This is a genomic window from Nocardioides albidus, from assembly GCF_006335005.1.
Lineage (GTDB): Bacteria > Actinomycetota > Actinomycetes > Propionibacteriales > Nocardioidaceae > Nocardioides > Nocardioides albidus.
In genome coordinates this window covers 90,017-111,235 of record NZ_VDMP01000015.1, presented here as the reverse complement: position 1 = coordinate 111,235, position 21,219 = coordinate 90,017, and the positions used below count along the sequence as shown (strand labels likewise).

18 protein-coding genes are annotated in these 21,219 nt (G+C 72.8%); 9 read left to right on the top strand and 9 right to left on the bottom strand.

Annotated elements, in window-relative coordinates:
- The first annotated feature begins 2 nt into the window (after positions 1–2).
- The 4 genes from FHP29_RS03320 to FHP29_RS03305 are packed head-to-tail and all read left to right on the top strand — an operon-like array spanning position 3 to position 10,920.
- Positions 3–6,152, top strand: a complete 6,150-nt coding sequence (locus FHP29_RS03320) for an Ig-like domain-containing protein (RefSeq protein WP_139621442.1) — start codon at positions 3–5, stop codon at positions 6,150–6,152.
- Between the two features lie 24 nt (positions 6,153–6,176).
- Positions 6,177–7,148 (top strand): AAA family ATPase, encoded by a 972-nt coding sequence (locus tag FHP29_RS03315; protein ID WP_139621441.1) that lies wholly within the window; start codon positions 6,177–6,179, stop codon positions 7,146–7,148.
- A complete protein-coding gene (locus FHP29_RS03310) occupies positions 7,145–8,431 on the top strand; it encodes a DUF58 domain-containing protein (RefSeq protein ID WP_139621440.1) in 1,287 nt (428 codons plus the stop codon). The genes FHP29_RS03315 and FHP29_RS03310 overlap by 4 nt, the downstream gene beginning before the upstream one ends.
- Entirely contained in the window at positions 8,428–10,920 is a 2,493-nt protein-coding gene (locus FHP29_RS03305) for a transglutaminase-like domain-containing protein (protein ID WP_139621439.1), read from the top strand. Before FHP29_RS03310 ends, FHP29_RS03305 begins: the two co-directional genes overlap by 4 nt.
- An 82-nt stretch (positions 10,921–11,002) precedes the next feature.
- Here FHP29_RS03305 and FHP29_RS03300 read toward each other — a convergent pair whose 3' ends face one another.
- Entirely contained in the window at positions 11,003–11,434 is a 432-nt protein-coding gene (locus FHP29_RS03300) for a CBS domain-containing protein (protein ID WP_139621438.1), read from the bottom strand.
- A 10-nt stretch (positions 11,435–11,444) separates the two neighbouring features.
- A complete protein-coding gene (gene hisN, locus FHP29_RS03295; protein WP_139621437.1) occupies positions 11,445–12,353 on the bottom strand; it encodes a histidinol-phosphatase in 909 nt (302 codons plus the stop codon).
- Between the two features lie 69 nt (positions 12,354–12,422).
- Between hisN and FHP29_RS03290 the strand changes: the two genes are divergently transcribed.
- A complete protein-coding gene (locus tag FHP29_RS03290; RefSeq protein WP_139621436.1) occupies positions 12,423–12,872 on the top strand; it encodes a DUF2231 domain-containing protein in 450 nt (149 codons plus the stop codon).
- Positions 12,873–13,068: 196 nt separating this feature from the next.
- Here FHP29_RS03290 and rsgA read toward each other — a convergent pair whose 3' ends face one another.
- Genes rsgA through FHP29_RS03275 form a run of 3 tightly spaced genes read right to left on the bottom strand, consistent with a single transcriptional unit; the run spans position 13,069 to position 15,910 of the window.
- Complete coding sequence (rsgA, locus tag FHP29_RS03285) at positions 13,069–14,070, bottom strand: ribosome small subunit-dependent GTPase A (RefSeq protein WP_139621435.1); 1,002 nt, start codon at positions 14,068–14,070, stop codon at positions 13,069–13,071.
- 12 nt (positions 14,071–14,082) lie between these two features.
- Positions 14,083–15,381 carry a 3-phosphoshikimate 1-carboxyvinyltransferase gene (gene aroA, locus FHP29_RS03280; RefSeq protein ID WP_139621434.1) on the bottom strand — a complete coding sequence of 433 codons (1,299 nt, stop codon included), beginning with the start codon at positions 15,379–15,381 and terminating at the stop codon, positions 14,083–14,085.
- Between the two features lie 13 nt (positions 15,382–15,394).
- Positions 15,395–15,910 carry a DoxX family protein gene (locus tag FHP29_RS03275; protein WP_139621433.1) on the bottom strand — a complete coding sequence of 172 codons (516 nt, stop codon included), beginning with the start codon at positions 15,908–15,910 and terminating at the stop codon, positions 15,395–15,397.
- Positions 15,911–15,986: 76 nt separating this feature from the next.
- Here FHP29_RS03275 and FHP29_RS03270 point away from each other — a divergent pair, with 76 nt between their 5' ends.
- The 4 genes from FHP29_RS03270 to rsrA are packed head-to-tail and all read left to right on the top strand — an operon-like array spanning position 15,987 to position 18,509.
- Positions 15,987–16,793 carry an SOS response-associated peptidase gene (locus tag FHP29_RS03270; protein WP_139621432.1) on the top strand — a complete coding sequence of 269 codons (807 nt, stop codon included), beginning with the start codon at positions 15,987–15,989 and terminating at the stop codon, positions 16,791–16,793.
- Positions 16,790–17,467: an alpha/beta hydrolase family protein gene (locus tag FHP29_RS03265; RefSeq protein ID WP_205013844.1), complete on the top strand. Its 678-nt coding sequence runs from the start codon at positions 16,790–16,792 to the stop codon at positions 17,465–17,467. The genes FHP29_RS03270 and FHP29_RS03265 overlap by 4 nt, the downstream gene beginning before the upstream one ends.
- A gap of 14 nt (positions 17,468–17,481) precedes the next feature.
- Positions 17,482–18,195 carry a sigma-70 family RNA polymerase sigma factor gene (locus FHP29_RS03260; protein ID WP_139621431.1) on the top strand — a complete coding sequence of 238 codons (714 nt, stop codon included), beginning with the start codon at positions 17,482–17,484 and terminating at the stop codon, positions 18,193–18,195.
- Positions 18,195–18,509, top strand: a complete 315-nt coding sequence (rsrA, locus tag FHP29_RS03255; protein WP_139621430.1) for a mycothiol system anti-sigma-R factor — start codon at positions 18,195–18,197, stop codon at positions 18,507–18,509. Before FHP29_RS03260 ends, rsrA begins: the two co-directional genes overlap by 1 nt.
- Positions 18,510–18,599: 90 nt before the next feature.
- Here rsrA and FHP29_RS23220 read toward each other — a convergent pair whose 3' ends face one another.
- From FHP29_RS23220 to FHP29_RS22450, 4 genes are all read right to left on the bottom strand, one after another.
- The gene (locus FHP29_RS23220) at positions 18,600–18,674 is read right to left on the bottom strand and encodes a 50S ribosomal protein bL37 (RefSeq protein ID WP_370249596.1); all 75 of its coding nucleotides are present in this window, start codon (positions 18,672–18,674) and stop codon (positions 18,600–18,602) included.
- A gap of 47 nt (positions 18,675–18,721) precedes the next feature.
- Entirely contained in the window at positions 18,722–19,105 is a 384-nt protein-coding gene (locus FHP29_RS03250; protein ID WP_139621429.1) for a thioesterase family protein, read from the bottom strand.
- Between the two features lies 1 nt (position 19,106).
- Positions 19,107–20,798 (bottom strand): acetolactate synthase, encoded by a 1,692-nt coding sequence (locus tag FHP29_RS03245; RefSeq protein WP_139621428.1) that lies wholly within the window; start codon positions 20,796–20,798, stop codon positions 19,107–19,109.
- A gap of 31 nt (positions 20,799–20,829) precedes the next feature.
- On the bottom strand, positions 20,830–21,219 hold a 390-nt coding region (locus tag FHP29_RS22450; RefSeq protein ID WP_240044274.1), incomplete at its 5' end, for a DUF2785 domain-containing protein.

Here is a 21,219-nt window from a genome sequence, read left to right as displayed (position 1 = left end):
ACGTGACCAAGACGACGACCAGGCTCCGCCGCTGGCGCCGTACGGCGTCCGCGACCGTGCTCGCCCTCGTGCTCGGCACCCTCGTGGTGCTCGCGTTCCAGCACGACGGCAAGCCGTTCACCGAGGTGGACCTCAACGACGGTGGCGTGTGGGTCACCAACCGCGAGCTCGGGCTGGTCGCCCGCCTCAACCCGCAGATCAAGGAGCTCGATCTCGGCGTCGACGCCTCGAGCGCCGACTTCGACATCTTCCAGCGTGCCTCGAGCGTGTACGTCGACGACGTGACCTCGGAGCGGTCCGTGAAGCCCATCGACGTGGTCCGTGCCGACATCCTCGACCCGACCTCGCTGCCCACCGGCGCGATCGTCGCCAACGGCGGATCCACGTTCGCCGTCGTCGACAAGGTGACCGGCAACGCCTGGGTCCGCTCGGCCGAGCGCCTCAGCGGGTTCACCCCCAAGGGGACTCCGCCCGATCTCAAGGGCGCCCTGACCGCCGCCGTCGGCACCGACGGCACGGCATGGGTGCTGGGCCGCGACGGCGCGGTCACGCCGTTCCGGCCGAACGCCGCCGGCACCCCGGTCGCCGGCGACTCCTTCGAGCTCGGCAAGGACCTCGGCAACGACCCGGCCATGGTCGCTCTGAGCGTCGTCGGCGACACCCCGGTGCTCTTCGACCGCAACTCGCTCGAGCTCGCCCGCCCCGGCGCCGAGCCCGTCGTCGTCGAGACGCCGGACCCGTCCGAGGTGGAGCTGCAGCAGCCCTCCGGAGACAGCGACGTCGTCTACCTCGCCACCCGGGAGGGTCTCGAGGTCACGCCGGTCGACGGCGGCGAGCTCGAGACGGTCAGCCGCGGCAACGTCTCCGGGCGCCCCGCCGCGCCCGTGCAGATGACCGACACCGGCTGCGTGTACGCCGCCTGGTCCGACCCGTCCTCGGTGCACAACTACCTGCGCGACTGCGCCGACGACAGCGACGACGACACGGCGCCGATCCCGGGCATGCAGCCCGGCGCCCTGCTGCAGTTCCGGGTCAACCGCGACGTCGTCGTCCTCAACGACTCGGTCACCGGCGACGCCTGGCTGGTCCAGGACCCCGGCAAGGCCAAGATCGACAACTGGCCGGCGGTCGACCCTCAGAACGAGAACAAGTCGAAGCTCAAGGAGATCACCGAGGAGGTTCCCGACCAGGAGAACCGCCCGCCCGAGCCGGAGGACGACACGCTCGGCGCCCGCCCGGGCCGTTCGACGGTCCTGCCGGTCGTCGCCCTCAACGACCACGACCCCGACGGCGACATCATCAGCATCGCCAAGACGCAGTACGTCGGCGGTCCCGAGCTCGAGGTCAAGGTCGTCGGCGGCGGCACCCAGCTCCAGGTCGCCGTCCCCGCGGACGCTCGGGGGACCGCGACCTTCCGCTACTACGTGACCGACGGCCGGGTCAACGACCAGGTGTACGCCACCGTCACCCTGGAGATCCGGCCCAAGGACCGCAACGCCAAGCCGGAGAAGATGCCGAAGCGCGAGCCCGTGCTCACGGTCGCGGCCGGCAAGAGCTCGAGCTACTACCTCCTGGCCGACTTCTACGACAAGGACGGGGACGACCTCACGCTGACCGAGGCGACCGCCCGCGGCGGCGAGGTCGAGTACCGGCCCGACGGCACGATCACCTTCTCCGATACCGGCACCGGCGCGAAGGTCTCCGAGATCGACTACAAGATCGAGGACGGCACCACCGTCCTCGACGGCAAGCTGAAGGTCGACATCCTCGGCGAGGCCGCGCCTCCCGAGCTCGTCCCCGACCTCGCCTCGGGGGTGGCCGACACGGCGGTCGTCGTCCAGCCGTTGACCAACGACCGCAATCCCGAGGGCAGCGAGCTGACCCTCAAGAGCGTGAAGGTCCTCGGCAGCGACGCCGGCACGGAGATCTCCAAGGACCTCGAGTCGGGCACCTTCACCTTCACCTCGGACAAGGCCCGCAGCTACTACCTCGAGTACACCGCCTACAACTCCTCGGCCACGAAGTCCTCGGTGATCCGGCTCGACATCGAGTCGCCGCCCAAGGACAACCGCCCGCCGATCGCCGTACGCGACAAGGCGGCGATCGCCGCCGGCGGCACGGCCCAGGTCGACCTCCTGCTCAACGACCTCGACCCCGACGGGGACGTCCTCGTCGTCAAGCGGATCGGGCGCCCGTCGGTCCCGGGCGTCAAGGTGTCCGTCGTCGACAAGCGGGTCGCCGTGGTCAGCGCCTCGGCCGACATCCTCGGCCAGCAGGCGACCGTCGAGTACTGGGTCTCCGACGGGCGCAGCACCGTCATCGGCCAGCTCGTCATCGCCCAGCGGCGCGCCACCCAGGAGAACCGTCACCCGATCGCCAACAAGGACCAGGTCACGGTCCGGGCGGGCGCGGTGACGACGATCCCGGTGCTCGCCAACGACTCCGATCCGGACGGGTCCAAGCCCCGGCTGTTCCAGTCCGATCTCGTCAACGACCAGGGACTCGACGTCTGGGTCTCCGGCGACACCCTGCGGCTGCGCGCGCCCGAGAAGGCCGGCAACTACTCGGTCATCTACGGCGTGCGCGACGGCGACGGGCTCAAGGCGACGGCCGAGGCGGCGATCTACGTCATCCCCGACTCCGCGAAGAACAACCACCCACCGCTGCCCCAGCCGATCACCGACCGGGTGATCGCCGGACGCCCGAAGGTGATCGGTGTCGACCTCGGCGGAGCGGACCCCGACGGCGACTCCGTGGCCTTCCGCAGCATCCTCACCGCGCCCTCGCTCGGCCGCATCGTCGACACCGGCGTCGACTGGATCCGCTACGAGGCGTTCGAGGGCAAGACCGGCACCGACTTCTTCCAGATCGAGGTCGAGGACAAGTACGGCGACGAGGGCGTCGCCGAGGTCCGGGTCGGCGTGGTCGACGAGGAGGCGGAGAACCAGTCTCCCGTCGCGCTCGACGACAACGTCCTGGTCCAGCCCAACCGGACGATCTCCTACAACGTGCTGACCAACGACGTCGATCCCGACGACGACCCGCTGCGCATCTCCTCGCTGAACCCCAGCGACGAGGCCGAGCACAGTGACGGGTTCGTCGAGCTCGAGGTCGGCGACGCGCCCGAGACCGGCACCGCGGCCACCAACATCGGCTACAGCATCGAGGACGCCGCCGGCGCGAAGGACGACGCCGTGCTCAAGGTCACGGCGAGCCGCGACGCGCCGTTCTACGCGCCGATCGCGCGCGACGACGTCGCCGAGCTCGGGGACGTCATCGGGCGCGACCCCGGCGAGACCGTCGAGATCCCGGTCCTCGACAACGACCTCGACTTCGACGGCGCGAAGTCGGACCTGCGGGTCAGCGCCTGCGACGCCGGGAGCAAGGGGCAGTGCCAGGTCAGCGGGGACAAGAGGACCGTCCGGGTCCGGCTCGCCGCCAAGGACCAGGTGGTGCTCTACCGCCTCGACGACGCCGACGACGAGTCGACCGGGACCTTCGGCGTCATCTACGTCACCGGCACCGACAACGTGCCGCCCCAGCTGACGACCGACAAGGACCACGTCCCGGTCCGGGCGGTCGCCGGGAAGCCGGTGACCTTCGACGTCGCGGACCTCGTGGTCACCCGCGCCGGGCGCCAGCCGGCGATCGTCGCCGACGAGGAGCCGACGGCCGTCAACGGCGTCGTCACCCACGTCGAGGGCAAGCCCGGCTCGCTCAGGTTCATGCCCGCGCGCAACCACATCGGCCCCGCCTCCGTCACGGTCCGGGTGACCGACGGGAGGACCTCGGCCGAGGACGCGGCGCTCACCTCGCTGCTGACCATCCCCATCGACGTCGAGCCGTCCGGCAACGTCGCGCCGGTCATGCGTGACGCCACCCTCGACATCACCGTCGAGGGCGATGCCGGCGAGGTGGATCTCGCCGGGCTGACCCGGGACGCCAACAAGGACGACCTCGAGTCGATGACTTGGACCGTCGAGTCCGCCGGAGGCGGCCTCGACGCCAAGGTGGCGGCCGACGGCAGCGTCCTGAGCGTCAAGGCCGGCGGCGCGAAGGACGGAGACGTCCTGGCCGTCAACGTCGCGGCCGACGACGGACACGGCGGCCGCGACGACGCGGTCGTGACGGTCCACGTGGTCGGCAGCGACCGTCCGCGCCTGCAGATCCCGGCGATCAGCGTCACGGGCACCCAGGACGAGAAGATGACCGTCGACATCGCCGACTACGCGGTCAACCCCTATCCGGGCGAGCCGCTGGAGGCCACCCGCGCCCGCGTGCAGGGCGGCAGCGGTCGCGTGGAGGGGCTCCGCACGGAGGGGTCCGAGGTCACCTTCACCCCCGTCGACACCGGGACCTCGATCATCAACGTCAACGTGTCCGACGCCTCGGGCGACAAGACCCGCGACGCCACCGCGCTGATCACGGTCACGGTCGTGGCGGTGCCGGACGCGCCCGAGCGTCCGACCCTCTCGTCGGTCGAGGCGTCCTCGGCCGTCCTCTCGTGGCAGGAGCCGGCGACCAACGGCGCCCCCATCGAGGACTACGAGGTCAGCGCCCGCAACTTCAAGCAGAGCTGCGGGACGAGCAGCACCTGCCGCCTGGTCAACCTCACGCCGGGGGAGGCCTACTCGTTCACGGTGCGCGCCCGCAACAGCGAGGGGTGGAGCGAGCCGAGCCCCGCGTCCGAGGAGATCATCCCCAACAAGGCGCCCGAGCTCATGTCGCCGCCCACGATCGTCAACGAGCCCAAGCCGACCGGGACCCGGATGGATCGCCAGCTCACCGTGCGCTGGTCGCCGCCGGCCAACGAGGGCTCGCCGATCACCTCCTACGAGATCAAGGAGGCCGGGAGCAGCCGGACCTGGACGGCCGGGGGCAACGAGACGTCGAAGGTGATCTCCGGCCTGACCAACGGCACGCCGTACGCCTTCGAGATCCGCGCCGTCAACGACGTGGAGCCGCGGCGGCAGTTCTCGGCCGGGTCGAAGGCCGTGGCCCCGTTCGGCCTCCCGATGAGGTCCGGCGCGGCCCCGCAGCTCACTGCCAGCGAGGACAGCCCTGTCAACTCGCAGCCCTGGGTGCGCATCGACTGGTCGCGCTGGTCGGAGTCGCAGAGCAACGGCAACCCCGTGTCGTCGTACGAGATCACCTGCAACGGCTGCAACCGCTCCACCTACACCGTCGACCCCTCGACGACGTCGAAGACCTTCGACCCCGGCGACGGGATCCAGAAGGGACAGACCTTCACGTTCACCGTCGCGGCGACCAACGACGCCGGGACCAGCGACCGCAGCCCGAGCGTCTCCGGGCGCCCGTGGACCAAGGCCGGGCCGGTGCGCAACCTGTCCGAGGTCGGGCAGTCGCCGTCCGACATGACGGCCGTCCTGGCCTGGGACCCGCCGGCCGACGACGGCGGGCTCCCGATCCGCCACTACGTCGTGCAGTCCGGGAGCACGAGCAGGATCGTCGACGCCGCGCCCGGCGGCGGAGGCCGGGCGATCCAGTTCGACGGCAACGGCAGCCACGAGGTGCGGGTGTGGGCGGTGACCTTCAACGGCAGCAGCCCCGTCGACGGGGTGCCCGAGCACCTGTCGGGGGTCCAGACCTGGGGCAAGCCGACCTTCGCCTCCGGCAAGCCCGTCAACATCGGCTACTACGGCGTCCGGGCGACCATCTCCCCGGGGGCCGGGAACGGTCGCACCGTGGAGGGCACCCAGTGGAGCCTGGACGGGAAGAACTGGAACGACGGCTCGACCTTCCAGGACACCGTCACCGAGGGCGGCACCACGGTGCCCCTCCAGATCCGCACCGTCTCGGACGCGCCCGACGAGGCCCGCCGCTACAGCGAGCCGCGGACGTTCGAGGTCACCTCGGAGGACCGCTGGATCAAGCTCACCTTCGTGTGCGTCGGCGACCGGTGCGCCGCCTCGGTGAGCGGAGAGGGCTTCATCCGCGAGCCCCGGACGGCCACGGCGAACATCTCGGGCAGCCTGAGCTATGTCAACGCCGACACCTGCGGCGAGGGCCTGACGGCCACCGTCAGCGGGACCATCCGCTACAACGTCGGCGGTGCCAACTGCCGGTTCACCGGCACCGGCTCGATGACGGTGACCACCAGCAGCAGAACCTCCAACTCGGCCTCGCCCTGACCAAGCACTCCACGGAAGGACATCATGTCGCTCACCACCGAAGAGACCGAGTGGTTCTCGCAGACCTTCGCCCAGCTCGTCGCCAACGTCGAGCAGGCGATCGTCGGCAAGACCGAGGTCGTCCGGCTGGCGTTCGTCGCGCTGCTCGCCGAGGGGCACCTGCTCCTCGAGGACTTCCCCGGCACGGGGAAGACCTCCCTGGCGCGCGCCATCGCGCAGACGATCCAGGGTGATCACCACCGCATCCAGTTCACGCCCGACCTGCTGCCCAGCGACGTGACCGGCGTGACGATCTTCGACCAGCGCTCCCAGCAGTTCGAGTTCCACCAGGGGCCGATCTTCTCCAACGTGGTCCTGGCCGACGAGATCAACCGGGCCTCGCCCAAGACCCAGTCGGCGCTGCTCGAGGTCATGGAGGAGAACCAGGTCACCGTCGACGGGGTGACCCACAAGGTCGGCCAGCCGTTCATGGTGATCGCGACCCAGAACCCGATCGAGCAGGCCGGCACCTACCGGCTGCCGGAGGCCCAGCTCGACCGGTTCCTCATCAAGACCTCGCTCGGCTACCCCAGCCACGAGGACACCGTCCAGATCCTCGCCAACGCGCCGAAGGGCAAGGCGGCGGCCGTGGTCCGGCCGATCATCGGCGGCGACAACGTGCTGCACCTGATCCGGCTGGCCCAGCAGGTCCACGTCGAGTCGGCCGTCTACGAGTACGTCTCCAGCCTCACCGAGGGCACCCGCGAGGCACCCGAGGTCGTGCTCGGCACCAGCGTGCGCGCCGGCCTGGCGCTCGTGCGGGCCGCCCGCGCCCAGGCACTGTCCTACGGTCGCAGCTATGTCGTCCCCGACGACGTGAAGTCCCTGGCCGTGCCGGTGCTGGCGCACCGCATGGTGCTCGACCCCGAGGAGGACTTCCGCGGTACGACGACCCAGGACGTCGTACGCCGGGTGCTCGAGCGCGTGTCCGTCCCCCTGGAGCCTGCCCGCGCATGAGGGGTCCTCGCTCCTGGGCAGCCCGCGCCGGCCGCACGCTCACCGACCTGTCCCGTCGCCGTCAGGCGCTGGGCGGTCGGCTGCGCGACGGCGTCGCCGAGCGCACGCGGCGGGTGCGCCACGCGGTCCGACCGGTCACGCAGACCGTCACGGCCGCCGGCTGGGTCGTCGCTCTGATGGCCCTCGCCCTCCTCGTCGCCGGGCCGATGCTGCACTGGCGCGAGCTGTTCGTGGGCGGCGCCTTCCTCGCCGTGGTGCTGCTCCTCGCGGTGCTCTTCGTGGTCGGCCGGCTCCCGCTGCTGGCCCGCCTCGACCTCGCCCGCGACCGCGTGATCGTCGGCGAGCGGGCCAACGGCTACCTCACCGTCGCCAATCCGAGCGGGCGCCGGTCGCGCTCGCTGGTGGTGGAGTTCCCGGTCGGAGCCGGCCGCGCCGCCTTCGAGCTCCCGGGCCTGGCGCCCGGTGCCGAGCACGAGGAGCTGTTCGCCGTGCCGACCGCCCACCGGGCGGTGCTCGACGTCGGCCCCGTCACCGCGGTCCGCTCGGACCCGCTGGGCCTGCTGCGCCGCGAGCGCCACCTCAGCGAGATGGACACGCTCTACGTCCACCCCAAGACCCTGCGCGTCGACGGCTCCGCCGCCGGATTGGTGCGCGACCTGGAGGGACGCACGGTGCCGAAGGTCTCCGACAACGACGTGTCCTTCCACGCCCTGCGCACCTACGTCTCCGGCGACGACCGGCGCCACATCCACTGGAAGTCGACGGCCAAGACCGGCACGCTGATGGTGCGCCAGTTCGAGGAGACCCGCCGCTCCCACCTGCTCACCATGGTCAGCTCCCGCCTCGAGGACTACGCCAGCGACGACGAGTTCGAGCTGGCCATCTCCGTGGCCGGCTCCCTCGGCACCCAGGCCCTCGCCGACGGCCAGCAGCTGAGCGCGGTCTCCTCGCACGGCTCGCTGCCCGCCATGAGCGCGCAGCGCTTCCTCGACGGCCTCTCCGGCCTGACCTACGACTGGAAGGCCGGGCGTCTGGTCGAGGTCGCGCGCCACCTGAGCGTCGACGAGCTCGCCGCCAGCGTCATGGTCCTGTGCATCGGCTCGGGCGTCTCGATCACCGACCTGCGCCGCGCCCGCCAGTACCTCCCCGTCGACACCCGGGTGATCGCGGTGCGCTGCCTGGTCGGCCAGGAGCCGTCGGTGCGCTGGCTCGGCGACCTCGGCGTCGCCACGGTCGGCCGGCTCGAGGAGCTCGGCGTCGCCGTACGACGGGTGTCGGCATGACGTCACCGCCCACCGGGCAGCCCACCCGGCTCCCGCCCACGGGCCCGCCCGCCGCGCCGCCCTCGCGGGCCGCGAGCCGCAGCGGGCCGGTGATGATCGTCCCGTCCCGGCGCCGCGGACACGGCGTCCTGCCGCAGTGGTGGCTCGTCCTGCTCGACGCGGTCCTGGTCGTGGGTCTGGGCGTGCTGTGCTCCTGGCCGCTGGGCCAGGTCTACACCGGCCGCCGCTGGCTGCTCGCCGTCGTGGTCGGCCTGGTGCTCGGCGTCGCCGTCGCCTGGATCGGCGCCCGCTGGCGGTGGGGTCCCTGGCTGACCGCCCTCGGCGTCGTGGTCGCCTATCTCGCCATCGGCTCCGCCGTCGCGGTGCCCGGCCGGGCCCGCAACGGGCTGGTGCCGACGGCCGACTCGCTGCGCGACCTGGTCATCGGCCTCGTGCACTCGTGGCGGGAGTCGCTGACCCTGCCGGTGCCGCTCGGGGAGACCGGGGTGGTGCTGATCGTGCCCTTCGTCACCGGGCTGGTCGGCGGCCTGGTCGCCGCTGTCCTGCTGTGGCGCTCGCGATACCCCGGCCTCGCCGGGGTGGTGCTCGCGCTCGTGCTCGTCCTGTCCGCGGCCTTCGGCGACGTGTCCGCTCCGGCGGCGCTGACCCGCGGCCTGGTCGTCACGCTGGTCGCGATCGTCTGGCTGCGCTGGCGCTCGCTGCGGCACGTGCGCGCGCGGTGGGGACGCCGCGTGCTCGCGACCCTCGTGGTGGTCGGCGTGGCCGGCGGTGCGGCCATCGGCCTCGGCGCGATGGCCGACCCGAACGCCAACCGCGTCGTCCTGCGCGACCACGTCGACCCGCCGTTCGACCCCCACGACTATCCCAGCCCGCTGGCGAAGTTCCGGGCCTACAAGAAGGAGCCGCTGCGCACGGAGACCTCGCTGTTCTCCGTCGACGGCATCGAGAGCGGCACGCTGGTGCGCCTGGCCGTGATGGACACCTACGACGGGATCGTGTGGAACGTCTCCGGCGGCCCGGACGCCGTCCACGACTCGGGCACCTTCCGCCGACTGCGCAACGACCCCGACGCCAACGCGAAGGCGACGGTGCGGGGCGAGATCACGGTCACCGGCTACACGGGGGTCTGGGTGCCCAGCGTCGGAGAGACCCTCGCGATGACACCGATCAAGGACGGCCGCGCCGACGGCGAGGCCGCCGGGGAGCTGGTCATCAACCGCGAGACCGGGACGATCGCGCAGATCGGCGGTGTCGAGCCGGGCACCACCTTCGAGGTCGAGGCGGTCACCCCGGTGCCCCTGGTCGAGGAGGAGATCTCCCTCCTCCAGGGCGACGCCTCCGTCACCCTGCCGGCGCCCGCGGTCGTGCCGGAGGAGCTGGTCGACCGCGTGCAGCGCTGGCAGGTCGAGGACGGGTTCAACGGCGGTTCGGGCGGGCTGCTGGCACAGTTCCTGCGCGACGCCTTCCGCGAGCACGGCTTCTACACCGACGGTATCGACGACGACGTCCCGGCCGGGCACGGCGCCAGCCGCCTGGCCGAGCTCTCCAAGACCCCGACGCCGGTCGGCAACGCGGAGCAGTACGCCGCCGCGATGGCGCTGATCGGCCAGCGGATGGGCCTGCCCATCCGGGTGGTCATGGGCTTCAAGGTCCCGCCGGGCGGGGGAGACGTCCGGGGCGAGAACGTCACCGCCTGGACCGAGGTGAAGCTCGCCGGAGCCGGCTGGGTGCCGTTCGACCCGACGCCGCCGGAGGACCAGAAGCTCCGCAAGCCCAACGACACGCCGGACGAGGACCCGCAGCCGCAGGTGCTGCAGCCCCCGCGCGTGCCGGGAGAGCCCAAGGAGGCCAGCGACAACCTCCAGCAGGGTGACGGGAAGCGCAAGGAGCTCGACGTCCTGGCCGTCCTCGGCACCATCCTCGGCGTCGTGCTCGACGTCGCCAAGGTCGCCCTGCTCCTCTCACCGCTCTGGGGCGTGCTGCTGTTCAAGTTCCTGCGCCGCCGGCGTCGGCGCCGCGTCAGCGACGCGACGCTGCGGCTGACCGGGGCCTGGCACGAGCTCGCCGACCGGGTGCGCGACCTCGGTGTCCGACCGGCGCCGGGCGCCACCCGCAGGGAGAGCGCCTACGCCGTCGCGGAGAGGTATCCCCAGGACTCCGCCGTCACGGTCGTGGCGCTGGCCCACACCGCCGACCGCCACGTCTACGGCGACGGGGAGCCGAGCATCGACGAGGCCAGCGCCTACTGGGCCGACGTGGAGACCGCGCTGCGCCGCATCCGCCGGTCCACGCCGTGGTGGCGCCGGCTGCGGGCGCGGTTCTCGCTCGCCTCTGTCCCGTGGCGGGCCGGTGTCGAGCGGGTCCGCTCGGCCACCGGACGCCGTGTGCGGCGCGCCGGGCGGTGGCTCGCCGGCCTCGGCCCGGTGGTGCGGGCGCGCTCGGCGGTGCGCAGCGCGGGCGACCGGATCGGCGGCCTCTTCCGCCGCTGACAACCGCTGGTCGAGGTGCGAGGCCGCCCGCGGCCGAGCCTCGAAACCCCGGCGAGCCGCTGCCGGAACCCAGCCGGCCGCGTCAGCTCTGGTGCACGTACGAGTCGAGCTGGTCCCGCTCGAACTGCAGTTGGTCGATCTTGTGCTTGACCAGGTCGCCGATGCTGACGATCCCGACGACGCGCTCGCCCTCGACGGCGGGGATGTGGCGGAAGCGGCGCTCGGTCATCAGCTGGAGCACCGCGTCGAGCTCGTCGTCGGGGGAGCAGGTGCTGACGTCGGTGGTCATGATCGCCGAGACCACGTTGTTGATGACCGTGCCGTCGCTGTGGAGGCGGCGTACGACGTCGCGCTCGGAGACGATCCCGTCGAGCGAGGTGCCGTCCGTGCTCACCACCACGGCCCCGATGTTGTGCTCGGAGAGCACCGCGAGCAGCTCGCGGACCCCGGCCTCGGGAGCGATGGTGACCACGGCGTGGAGCGACTTCGAACGGAGCACGTCAGCGATGCGCATGTGACGCAGGTTACTGGTCGCGGTCCCCGCCGTCACTGCCCTCGTCCGACAGGCGGTGCCGGTGGGACCGCAGGTCCGACACGCTGCCCGGCCCGGTGCGGGGCCAGTCCGGGTCGTCGTCGGTGCCGGTGACGCTGCCGAGGAACGACAGCGCGGCCTCGTGCAGATGCCCGTTGCTGGCCAGCGCGTTGCCGCCCCACGGGCCGTCGCGGCCGTCCAGGGAGGTGAACCGTCCGCCCGCCTCGCGCACGATGATGTCGAGCGCCGCCATGTCGTAGACCTCGAGCTCGGGCTCGGCCGCCACGTCGACGGCCCCCTCGGCGAGGAGCATGTAGGACCAGAAGTCGCCGTACGCCCGGGTCCGCCACACCCGGCGCATCAGCGCGAGGACGTCCTCGCCCAGGCCGCGGTCCTCCCACCCGCTGATCGAGGAGTAGGAGAAGGACGCGTCCTCCAGGCGTCGTACGTCGGAGACCCGGCACTCGGCCGCCTTCATCAGCGACCGGCCGGTCCACGCGCCCTGGCCGGCCGAGGCCCACCAGCGCCGCTGGAGGGCGGGCGCGGACACCACGCCGAGGACCACCTCGTCGTCGACGGCGAGCGAGATCAGGGTCGCCCACACGGGCACGCCGCGGACGAAGTTCTTGGTGCCGTCGATCGGGTCGATGATCCAGCGGCGCTGGGAGTGCCCGGACGTGCCCTGCTCCTCGCCGGTGACCGCGTCGCGGCTGCGCGCGCGGGACAGGGTGCGTCGGATCGACTCCTCGACGGCCTGGTCGGCGTCGGTCACCGGGGTCAGGTCCGGCTTGCTCATCACGTGCAGGTCGAGCGCGCGGAACCGGGCCTGGGTGAGCGAGTCCGCGTCGTCGGCGAGCAGGTGCGCCAGGCGCAGGTCGTCGGTGTAGTCGGGGTCTGCCACAGGGGCACCCTAGTGCGCCGCGCCGGGCGGGTGTGGTCCGGTCGACCGGACGTGGTGCAGGATTCAACCATGGAGCTCAACGGCGTCCCCCTCCATCCCCTCGTCGTGCACGCCGCGGTGGTCTTCACGCCGCTCGCCGCGCTCGCCGCCCTCGGGTACGCCGTGCCGTCGTGGCGCGACCGCCTCCGCTGGCCGCTCGTGGTGCTCGCCGCGGTGTCGGTCGTCAGCGTCTGGGTGGCCTACCTGTCCGGCGAGGACCTGATGGCCGACCGCTTCGGCGCGGCCACCGGTCCCTTCGCCGAGCGGCTCCGGACCCACGCGGACTGGGCCGAGCGGCTGCGCATCGGCGTCACGGCCTTCGCGGTCCTCGCCTTCGCCGCCGCCTGGCTCCACTCCCGCACCGGCGCCGTCCGCACTGCGCTGACCGCCCTCACCGTCCTGGCCGCCCTCGCCACCCTCGTCCTGGTCTTCCTCACCGGCGACGCCGGTGCCCAGGCCACCTGGAGGATCGACGGCTGACCGTTGACTTGCCGGAACCTCACCGTTGAGTTGCCACTTCCTCGCCCTCGAGTTGCCGCAGACCCAGCGTTGAGTTGCCGGAAGCTCATCGTCGCGTCGACCCCCTCGGAGCCGCGCGGCCGACGTACGTCGACTGCCCGGCAACTCGACCGGGAGAAAGCGGCAACTCGACCGGGAGAAGGCGGCAACGCAACCGTCAGTAGTCGGTCACCGAGCGCGCGGCGAGCAGCCGCCGGAAGGAGGCCACCCGCTCCGGGTCGGCATGGCCGGAGGCGACCGCCTCGTCGAGCCCGCACTCCGGCTCGTCGACCCCGTGGGTGCAGCCGCGCGGGCACTCCTCGGTCATCTCGTCGAGGTCGGGGAAGGCCTCGATCAGGTGCTCGGGCTGCACGTGCGCCAGGCCGAAGGACCGGATGCCCGGGGTGTCGATGATCCAGCCGTCACCGCCCGCCAGGGGCAGCATCAGCGCCGACGTGGAGGTGTGGCGTCCCTGACCGGTCACGGCGTTGACGTGGCCGGTCTCGCGGCGGGCGTCGGGCACCAGCGCGTTCACGAGCGTCGACTTGCCGACGCCGCTGTGCCCGATGAGCACGCTGACCTCCCCTCGGAGCCGGTCGTGGAGGGCGTCCAGGCCGATGATGGTGCGGTCGGGCGCCCGGCGGGTCACCTCCCACGGCACGCCGAGCGAGCGGTAGGTCGAGAGCAGGGTCTCGGGGTCCTCGAGGTCGGCCTTGGTGAGGCACAGCAGCGGGGCCATGCCGCCGTCGTACGCCGCCACCAGGGCCCGGTCGATCCACCGCGGCCGCGGCTCCGGGTCGGCGAGGGCGGTGACGACGACGAGCTGGGTCACGTTGGCGACGATGACCCGCTCGACCGGGTCGTCGTCGTCGGCGGTACGCCGCAGCGTGCTGGTGCGCTCGAGGACCTCCACGATCCGGGCGAGCGAGCCCTTGGCGCCGGACACGTCGCCGACCACCCGCACGCGGTCGCCCACCACGACGCCCTTGCGACCCAGCGGCCGGGCCTTCATGGCCAGCACCGTGCGGCCCTCGACGAGCAGCGTGAACCGGCCGCGGTCGACGGTGACGACGAGACCCTCGACGGCGTCCTCGTGGGCGGGGCGCTCCTTGGTGCGGGGGCGGGTGCGACGGCGCGGTCGGTCGTAGTGCTCGACGTCGTGCTCGTCGTACCGGGGCATCGGATCAGGGCCTCAGAACAGCCCGGACCAGAAGCCGGCGAAGTCGGGGAAGGTCTTGCTGGTGGTCGCGACGTTCTCGACGAGGACGCCGGGCACGGCGGCTCCGACGATCACGCCCGCGTGCGCCATCCGGTGGTCGGCGTAGGTGTGGAACACGCCGCCCGTCAGCGTGGCCGGGCGCAGGGTGAGCCCGTCGGGGTGCTCGTCGACATCGGCGCCGAGCGCGCCGAGCTCGGTGGCGAGGGCGGCGAGCCGGTCGGTCTCGTGACCGCGGATGTGGGCGATGCCGGTGAGGTGCGACGGGGTCTGCGCGAGCGCGCACAGCGCGGCGACGGCGGGGGCCAGCTCGCCGACGTCGTGCAGGTCGGCGTCGAGACCCTGCAGTCCGCGCCAGCCGCCCGAGGGCCCGGTCACCCGCAGCCCCTCGGTCGTCCGGGCGACCACGCATCCCATCCGGGCGAGCAGGTCGCGCAGCGCGTCGCCGGCCTGCGTGGTCGATGCCGGCCAGTCGCGCACCGTGACGGTGCCGCCGGAGACGGCGGCGAGCGCCAGGAAGGGCGCGGCGTTGGAGAGATCGGGCTCGATCGCCTCGTGGTACGCCGCGATCGGCCCCGGCGTCACGGCCCAGCGGTTCGCGTCGGAGTCGTCGACCGCCACGCCCCGGTCGCGGAGCATCGCGATCGTCATCTCGATGTGGGGGAGCGAGGGGATCGGCTTCCCGTCGTGGCGCACGTCGACGCCGGCCTCGAAGCGAGCGCCGGCGAGCAGGAGCGCGGAGACGAACTGCGAGGACGCCGACGCGTCGATCACGACGGTGCCGCCGGGCACCGATCCGGTCCCGTGCACGGTGAACGGCAACGCGCCGTCGCTGTCGTCGACCGCCATGCCGAGGGCCCGCAGCGCCGCGAGGATCTCCCCGACCGGCCGCTTGCGCATGTGCTCGTCGCCGTCGAAGTCGACGCGTCCCCGCACCAACCCCGCGGCCGGCGGGACGAACCGCATCACCGTGCCGGCCAGGCCGCAGTCGACCGTCGCCCGCTCGCCCGGCACGCCGCCGTCGAGCGGCACCACCCGCCAGTCGTCGCCGGACGTGTCGACCGACGCGCCCAGCGCGCCGAGGGCGCGCGCCATCAGCAGCGTGTCGCGCGAGCGCAGCGCCCGGCGTACGACGGAGGGCCCGTCGGCGAGGGCCGCGAGCACGAGTGCCCGGTTGGTGAGCGACTTGCTGCCGGGAAGGGTGACGGTCGCGTCGAGGGGTCCGGTCGTGGTGGGCGCGGGCCAGGGGTCGGCGTGCGGGGCGGGTGTCGTCATCTCCCGCCCGAGTCTAGTGAGCGACCGCGGCCTTCACCTTCGCGCCCATCAGTGCCGCCTCGCGGCGCGCGTCGTGGGTGGCGTGCTTCGTGCGCCAGGCCAGGCCCGGCTTCCCCGCGGTGTCGAGGGAGGCGATCAGCAGGCCGCCGGCCAGGGCGGTGTTCTTCAGGAAGTGGGTCAGCTGCTCGCGCCGCTGCTCCTTGTCGGTGGCCTCCCAGAACCGGTACCGCGCCGCCGTGGACGGCACGAGCGTCGCGCCGAGGAGAGCCGAGGAGAGCCGAGGGAAGTGGCCGGTCGCCAGCGCCAGCCCGGCGGCGACCTGCACGGCGCCGCTGGCACGCACCCACAGCACCGGGTCCCGCGGCACGGACACGCTCGGCGGCGTCGCGTTGTCGAGGATCGGGGCGACGGCCTCGGTCACGGGCGATGCCTGGCTCGCGAGCGCGGGGGCGTCCTTGAGGTCCTGGGCGCCGTTGGCGAGGAAGTACGACGCCAGCAGCGGTCGGGCGATCAGTCTGCTCAGTGCCATGGCCGAGTGGTACCCGGACCCGGTTCGGCCAGACCGTCGACGGCGGCTCGTCTGGATCGGCCGCTAGATTGGCGGCATGTGCGGGCGCTATGCCTCCAGCCGGAGCCCGGAGGACCTGGCCGAGGAGTTCGAGGTGCTCGACCCGCGCCTGGAGCGCGCGATCGCGCCGTCGTGGAACGTCGCGCCGACCGACGAGGTCTACGCCGTCATGGAGCGGGTCGCGAAGGACGCCGACGGCGAGCGCCGCGGCGATCCGGTCCGCCAGCTGCGCTCGGTGCGGTGGGGCCTGGTGCCGTCGTGGGCCAAGGACGCGAGCATCGGCAGCCGGATGATCAACGCGCGGATGGAGACCGTCGCCGAGAAGCCCGCCTTCCGCAAGGCGTTCGCCGCGCGACGCTGCATCGTCCCGGCCGACGGCTACTTCGAGTGGTACGAGACCCAGCAGCGCACCGCGAAGGGCAAGCCCCGCAAGCAGCCGTTCTTCATCACCTCCGGCGACGGGTCGAGCCTGGCGATGGCGGGCCTCTACGAGATCTGGCGCGACCCCTCGAGGCCGGAGGACGCCGAGGACCGGTTCCGCTGGACCTGCACCGTCCTCACCACCGAGGCCACCGACGACCTCGGCCGCATCCACGACCGCATGCCGCTGCTCGTCGAGCCGGAGCGGCGCCACGAGTGGCTCGACCCGCGCACGCCCGCCGACCACCTGCCCGGTCTGCTCCAGCTCCTCCGGCCCGCGCAGCAGACCGGCCTCACGGCGTACCCCGTCTCCACCGCCGTCGGCAACGTCGCCAACAACGGCCCCGAGCTGGTGGAGCCGATCCCGCTCCAGGACGACGGCCCGGACGCGGATCCGGACGACGGCCAGGGGACGCTGCTGTGAGCGCGTCGAGCGAGCGCATCGTCGCGACGGAGTACGGCGAGGGTCGGCTCGTGATCCGCCGGGCGCGCCGTCCGCTGGCGACCCTGCTCGTCAGCCACGGCGCGGGCGGCGGGATCGAGGCCCGCGACCTCGTGGCGCTCGCCGCCCAGCTCCCGGGGCAGGGCATCAGCGTCGCCCGCTTCGAGCAGCCGTGGCGGCGGGCGGGACGCAAGGTCGCCGGCGCGCCGGCCACTCTCGACGTCGCCCTGCGTGCCGCCGCCGCGGCGCTGCGCGTGCGCACGCCGCTGGTCGTCGGCGGCCGCTCCGCCGGAGCCCGCTCGGCCTGCCGGACCGCCCAGGAGCTGGGCGCGGCCGGCTGCCTGGCGCTGTCCTTCCCGCTGCACCCGCCGGGCCGGCCGGAGCGCTCCCGGCTCGACGAGCTGGCCGGCGCCGGCGTGCCGACCCTGGTGATCCAGGGGGAGCGGGACCCGTTCGGGCGGCCCGAGGAGTTCCCCGACCCGCTGCCCGGTCGCACGGATCTCGCCGTCGTGCCCGGCGCGGACCACGGCCTCGCCGTGCCCAAGCGCGGAGCGCTCAGCGAGGACGAGGCGATGGGCATCGTCGTGGAGTCGACGCTGGAGTGGATCGTGCGCGAGGTCACCGGGAACGTCATCGGGAATGTCACCGGCGCCTGAGGCGTTCGGCCTCCATGATCGCGACGCTGGAACGCCCGACGGTGTCGGGCACCGTAGGCTGGGACGCGATGACCGAGACTTCCGATCTTCCGTCCCTCGACGCCGACGCCTCCACCGAGGAGAGTGTCGACGTCGCCACGGAGACCCCCGAAGAGCGGGCTGCGCGCTTCGAGCGTGACGCCCTGCCGTTCCTGGACCAGCTGTACGGCGCCGCGATGCGGATGACCCGCAATCCCACCGACGCCGAGGACCTGGTCCAGGAGACCTTCGCCAAGGCGTACTCCGCGTTCCACCAGTTCAAGCCCGGCACCAACCTCAAGGCCTGGCTCTACCGGATCCTGACCAACACCTTCATCAACTCCTACCGCAAGAAGCAGCGCCAGCCGCAGCAGGCGCTCGCCGGCGACACGGGGGACGTCGAGGACTGGCAGCTCGCGCGTGCGGAGTCGCACACGTCGAGCGGCCTGAAGTCGGCCGAGATGGAGGCGCTGGAGCATCTCCCCGACAGCCAGGTGAAGGACGCGCTGCAGCGGCTCCCCGAGGAGTTCCGGCTCGCGGTCTACCTCGCCGACGTCGAGGGCTTCGCCTACAAGGAGATCGCCGAGATCATGGACACCCCCATCGGCACCGTCATGTCCCGCCTGCACCGCGGCCGGCGTCAGCTGCGCGACATGCTCTCCGACTACGTCCGCACCGGCGGCGACGCACCGCTCGAGGGAGGCAAGTGATGTCCGAGCGCTCCGACGGCCCCGAGGGCCTCGCTCACGAGCACGTGCACGTGTCGGGCGATCCGAGCAACGCCGAGTGCGCCGACTTCCTCGAGCGCATCGTGCGGCTCATCGACAACGAGCTCGAGGCCGGCGACTGCGCCGTCGTCCGGGCCCACATCGACTCCTGCAGCCCCTGTCTGGAGCGCTACGACCTCCAGCGCACGGTCAAGGCCGTCGTCGCACGCTCGTGCGGCGAGACCGCGCCGGCCGACCTGCGCGAGCGGGTGCGGATCCGGATCCAGCAGATCCAGGTCCAGATCACCGAGCACTGAGCCGGGCTGGATCGAGGCCGAGGGCCGCACCGGCCTTCGGAAAAACCACGAACCCCCGGCTCGCGCTCGGGGGTTCGTCGGTGCGTGCGCTCAGCTGTTGGGGCGCTTGCCGTGGTTCGCGCCCTTCTTGCGGCGCGCGCGGCGCTTGCGGCCGGTCTTGCCCATGGTTCCTCCTGAAGTCGTGGATCGGTCCATCCTCTCAGCCCGACCCGTCAGCGCGGTAATCGCCCCAGGAACCGCTCCGCGTCGACCACCACCCGGGTCACCTCCCCGGACCCCACCAGACGGCCCGGCCGATCCTCGGCGCCCACCTCGCGGGCGGAGACCGCGAACCGGCGGAGGCGGCCGTCGGCGTACACCGTGCGTGCGGTGACCTCGACGGTCCCGCCGACCGCGGAGGCCGCGAGGTGCTCGAGGTCGACCCGGGTGCCCACGCTGGTCTCGCCGGGCTGCAGCGACGGCTCCAGGGCCGCGCAGGTGGCGGCCTCGCACCACGCGAGCAGCCGCGGCGTGCCGAGCACCGGCAGGCTTCCGGAGCCGACGGCCAGCGCCGTGTCGGCGTCGGTGACGGTGAACCGCAGGCTCGCCTCGTCCATGTCAGATCCCGAACGTGCTGCGCGGGTAGGCGGCGTCGACGTCGGTGATCACGTTGACGAGGTACGGCGCGTTCGCGGCGAAGGCGCGGTCCAGCGCGGGACCGATCTCGCGCGGGTCGGTGACGGTCTCGCCGGCACCGCCGAGGGCGGCGACCACCTGGTCGTACGCCGTGCGGGGGGCCAGGTCGGCGGCGACGTCGTACCCGTAGAGCATCTGCATGGGCCCCTTCTCCAGTCCCCAGGCGGAGTTGTTGCCCATCACCATCACGACCGGCAGGTCGTGGCGCACGAGGGTGTCGACGTCCATCAGGGAGAATCCGGCGGCTCCGTCGCCGAGGAGCAGCGCGACCTGCGCGGACGGCCGGGCGATGCGCGCCGCGATCGCGGCGCCCAGTCCGGCGCCGAGACATCCGTACGGGCCGGGGTCCAGCCAGCAGCCGGGGCGCCGGGGCTCCACGAACTTGCCGGCGAAGGACACGAAGTCGCCGCCGTCGCCGATGACCACGGCGTCGTCGGCGAGCCGGGGGACCAGCTCGCCGTAGATCCGCGCGGGGTGGATCGGGTCGGCCTCGGCACCCAGCAGCTCGGCGTCCTTCGCGCTCGCAGCGGCCACGGTGTCCTGCAGGAGGGTGAGCCACGCCGTCCGGTCGGGCTGCCGCGCGCCCGCCAGGGCCTCCAGGAGGCCGTCGAGGACGCTGGTCAGGTCACCGGCGACCGAGCCGGCGAGGCTCGCGTGCCCCGAGATCTGACCGGGGGAGTCGGCGATGTGGACCACCGCCGCGGGCTCGCTGCCGTCCGTCCCCCCGAAGACGCCGTAGCCGAGCCGGAAGTCCAGGGGCGTGCCGACCACGACCACGAGGTCGGCGCCGTTGATCGCCGCGCCGCGCGCCTTGGTCACCAGCAGCGGGTGACCGCCGGGCACGATGCCGCGGCCCATGCCGTTGGTGATCGCGGGCAGGCGCATCTCCTCGACCAGCCGCAGCGCGGCCTCCTCCGCCCGGTCGGCCCACACGTCGGTGCCGAGGATCAGCACCGGCCGCTGGGCCGCGGCGACCAGGCCCGCGATCCGCGCCACCGCGTCGGAGTCGGGCTCGGCACCCCGGTAGTCGCCGATCGCCGGCATCGGGCCCGACCCGGTGTTGAAGAACTCGTCCATCGGTACGTCGACATAGGTCGGTCCGCGGTGGGACGAGCGCGCCTGCGTGAACGCCAGGTCGAACCCGGCCGCAACGTCGTCGGCGCTCATCAGGGTCGCGGCGTGCTTGGTGACGGGGCCGACGATCGGCAGGTGGTCGATCTCCTGGAGCGCGCCGGTGCCCCACCGGTTGTTGGGCGCGCGGCCGCCGACGACGACCATCGGCGACCCGGCGAACCGGGCCTGGGCAAGGGCGCTGACACCGTTGGTCACGCCGGGCCCGGCGGTGAGCACCGCGAGGCCGGGCACCCGGGTCAGCTTGCCGGTCGCCTCGGCGGCGAAGGCGGCGGTCTGCTCGTGGCGGACGTCGACCAGCCGGACCGGCCTGCCGCCGTCCTGCTCCGCCGCCTGCTGGCTGCGCACGGCGCCGTCGTACATCGGGAACACGTGGGCACCCGACAGCGTGAACATCGTCTCCACGCCGTGGGCGCGCGCGACGGCGGTGGCGATCTCGCCGGCGTGGCCGGTGAGCTGGCTGGTGTCCTGGCTGGTGGTCACCCGGGCACCCTAGCCACTGCGCAGGCCCGGATCAGCCGACGTCGTCGAGGAAGTACGGGTGCACCCGGCGCAGCGAGGCGACCAGGGCCAGCAGCAGGTCGGGGCGCACGGCCGGGTGGCGCGGCGAGATGGTGAGCTGGAGGTAGAGCGCCCGCAGCACCGCCTGCGCGTTGCCCGTCGCGCGGTAGGGGTCGCGGCCGCCACGGGCCTTGGCCCGGGCGCCCTGCTCGAGCCGGACGACCCACGGCTCCAGGACGCTCAGCGGCACCCGGTCGCGGCGCAGCACCTCCATGACGGCGTGCGCGATGCGGTCGGGCTCGCCGTGGACGAGCGGGGGAGTGTCGGGGTTGAGCACCCGGTCGGCGATGACGTCGAGCAGGACGGTGAGCTCGGTCATCCCGAAGTGGCGGGAGGCCGCGAG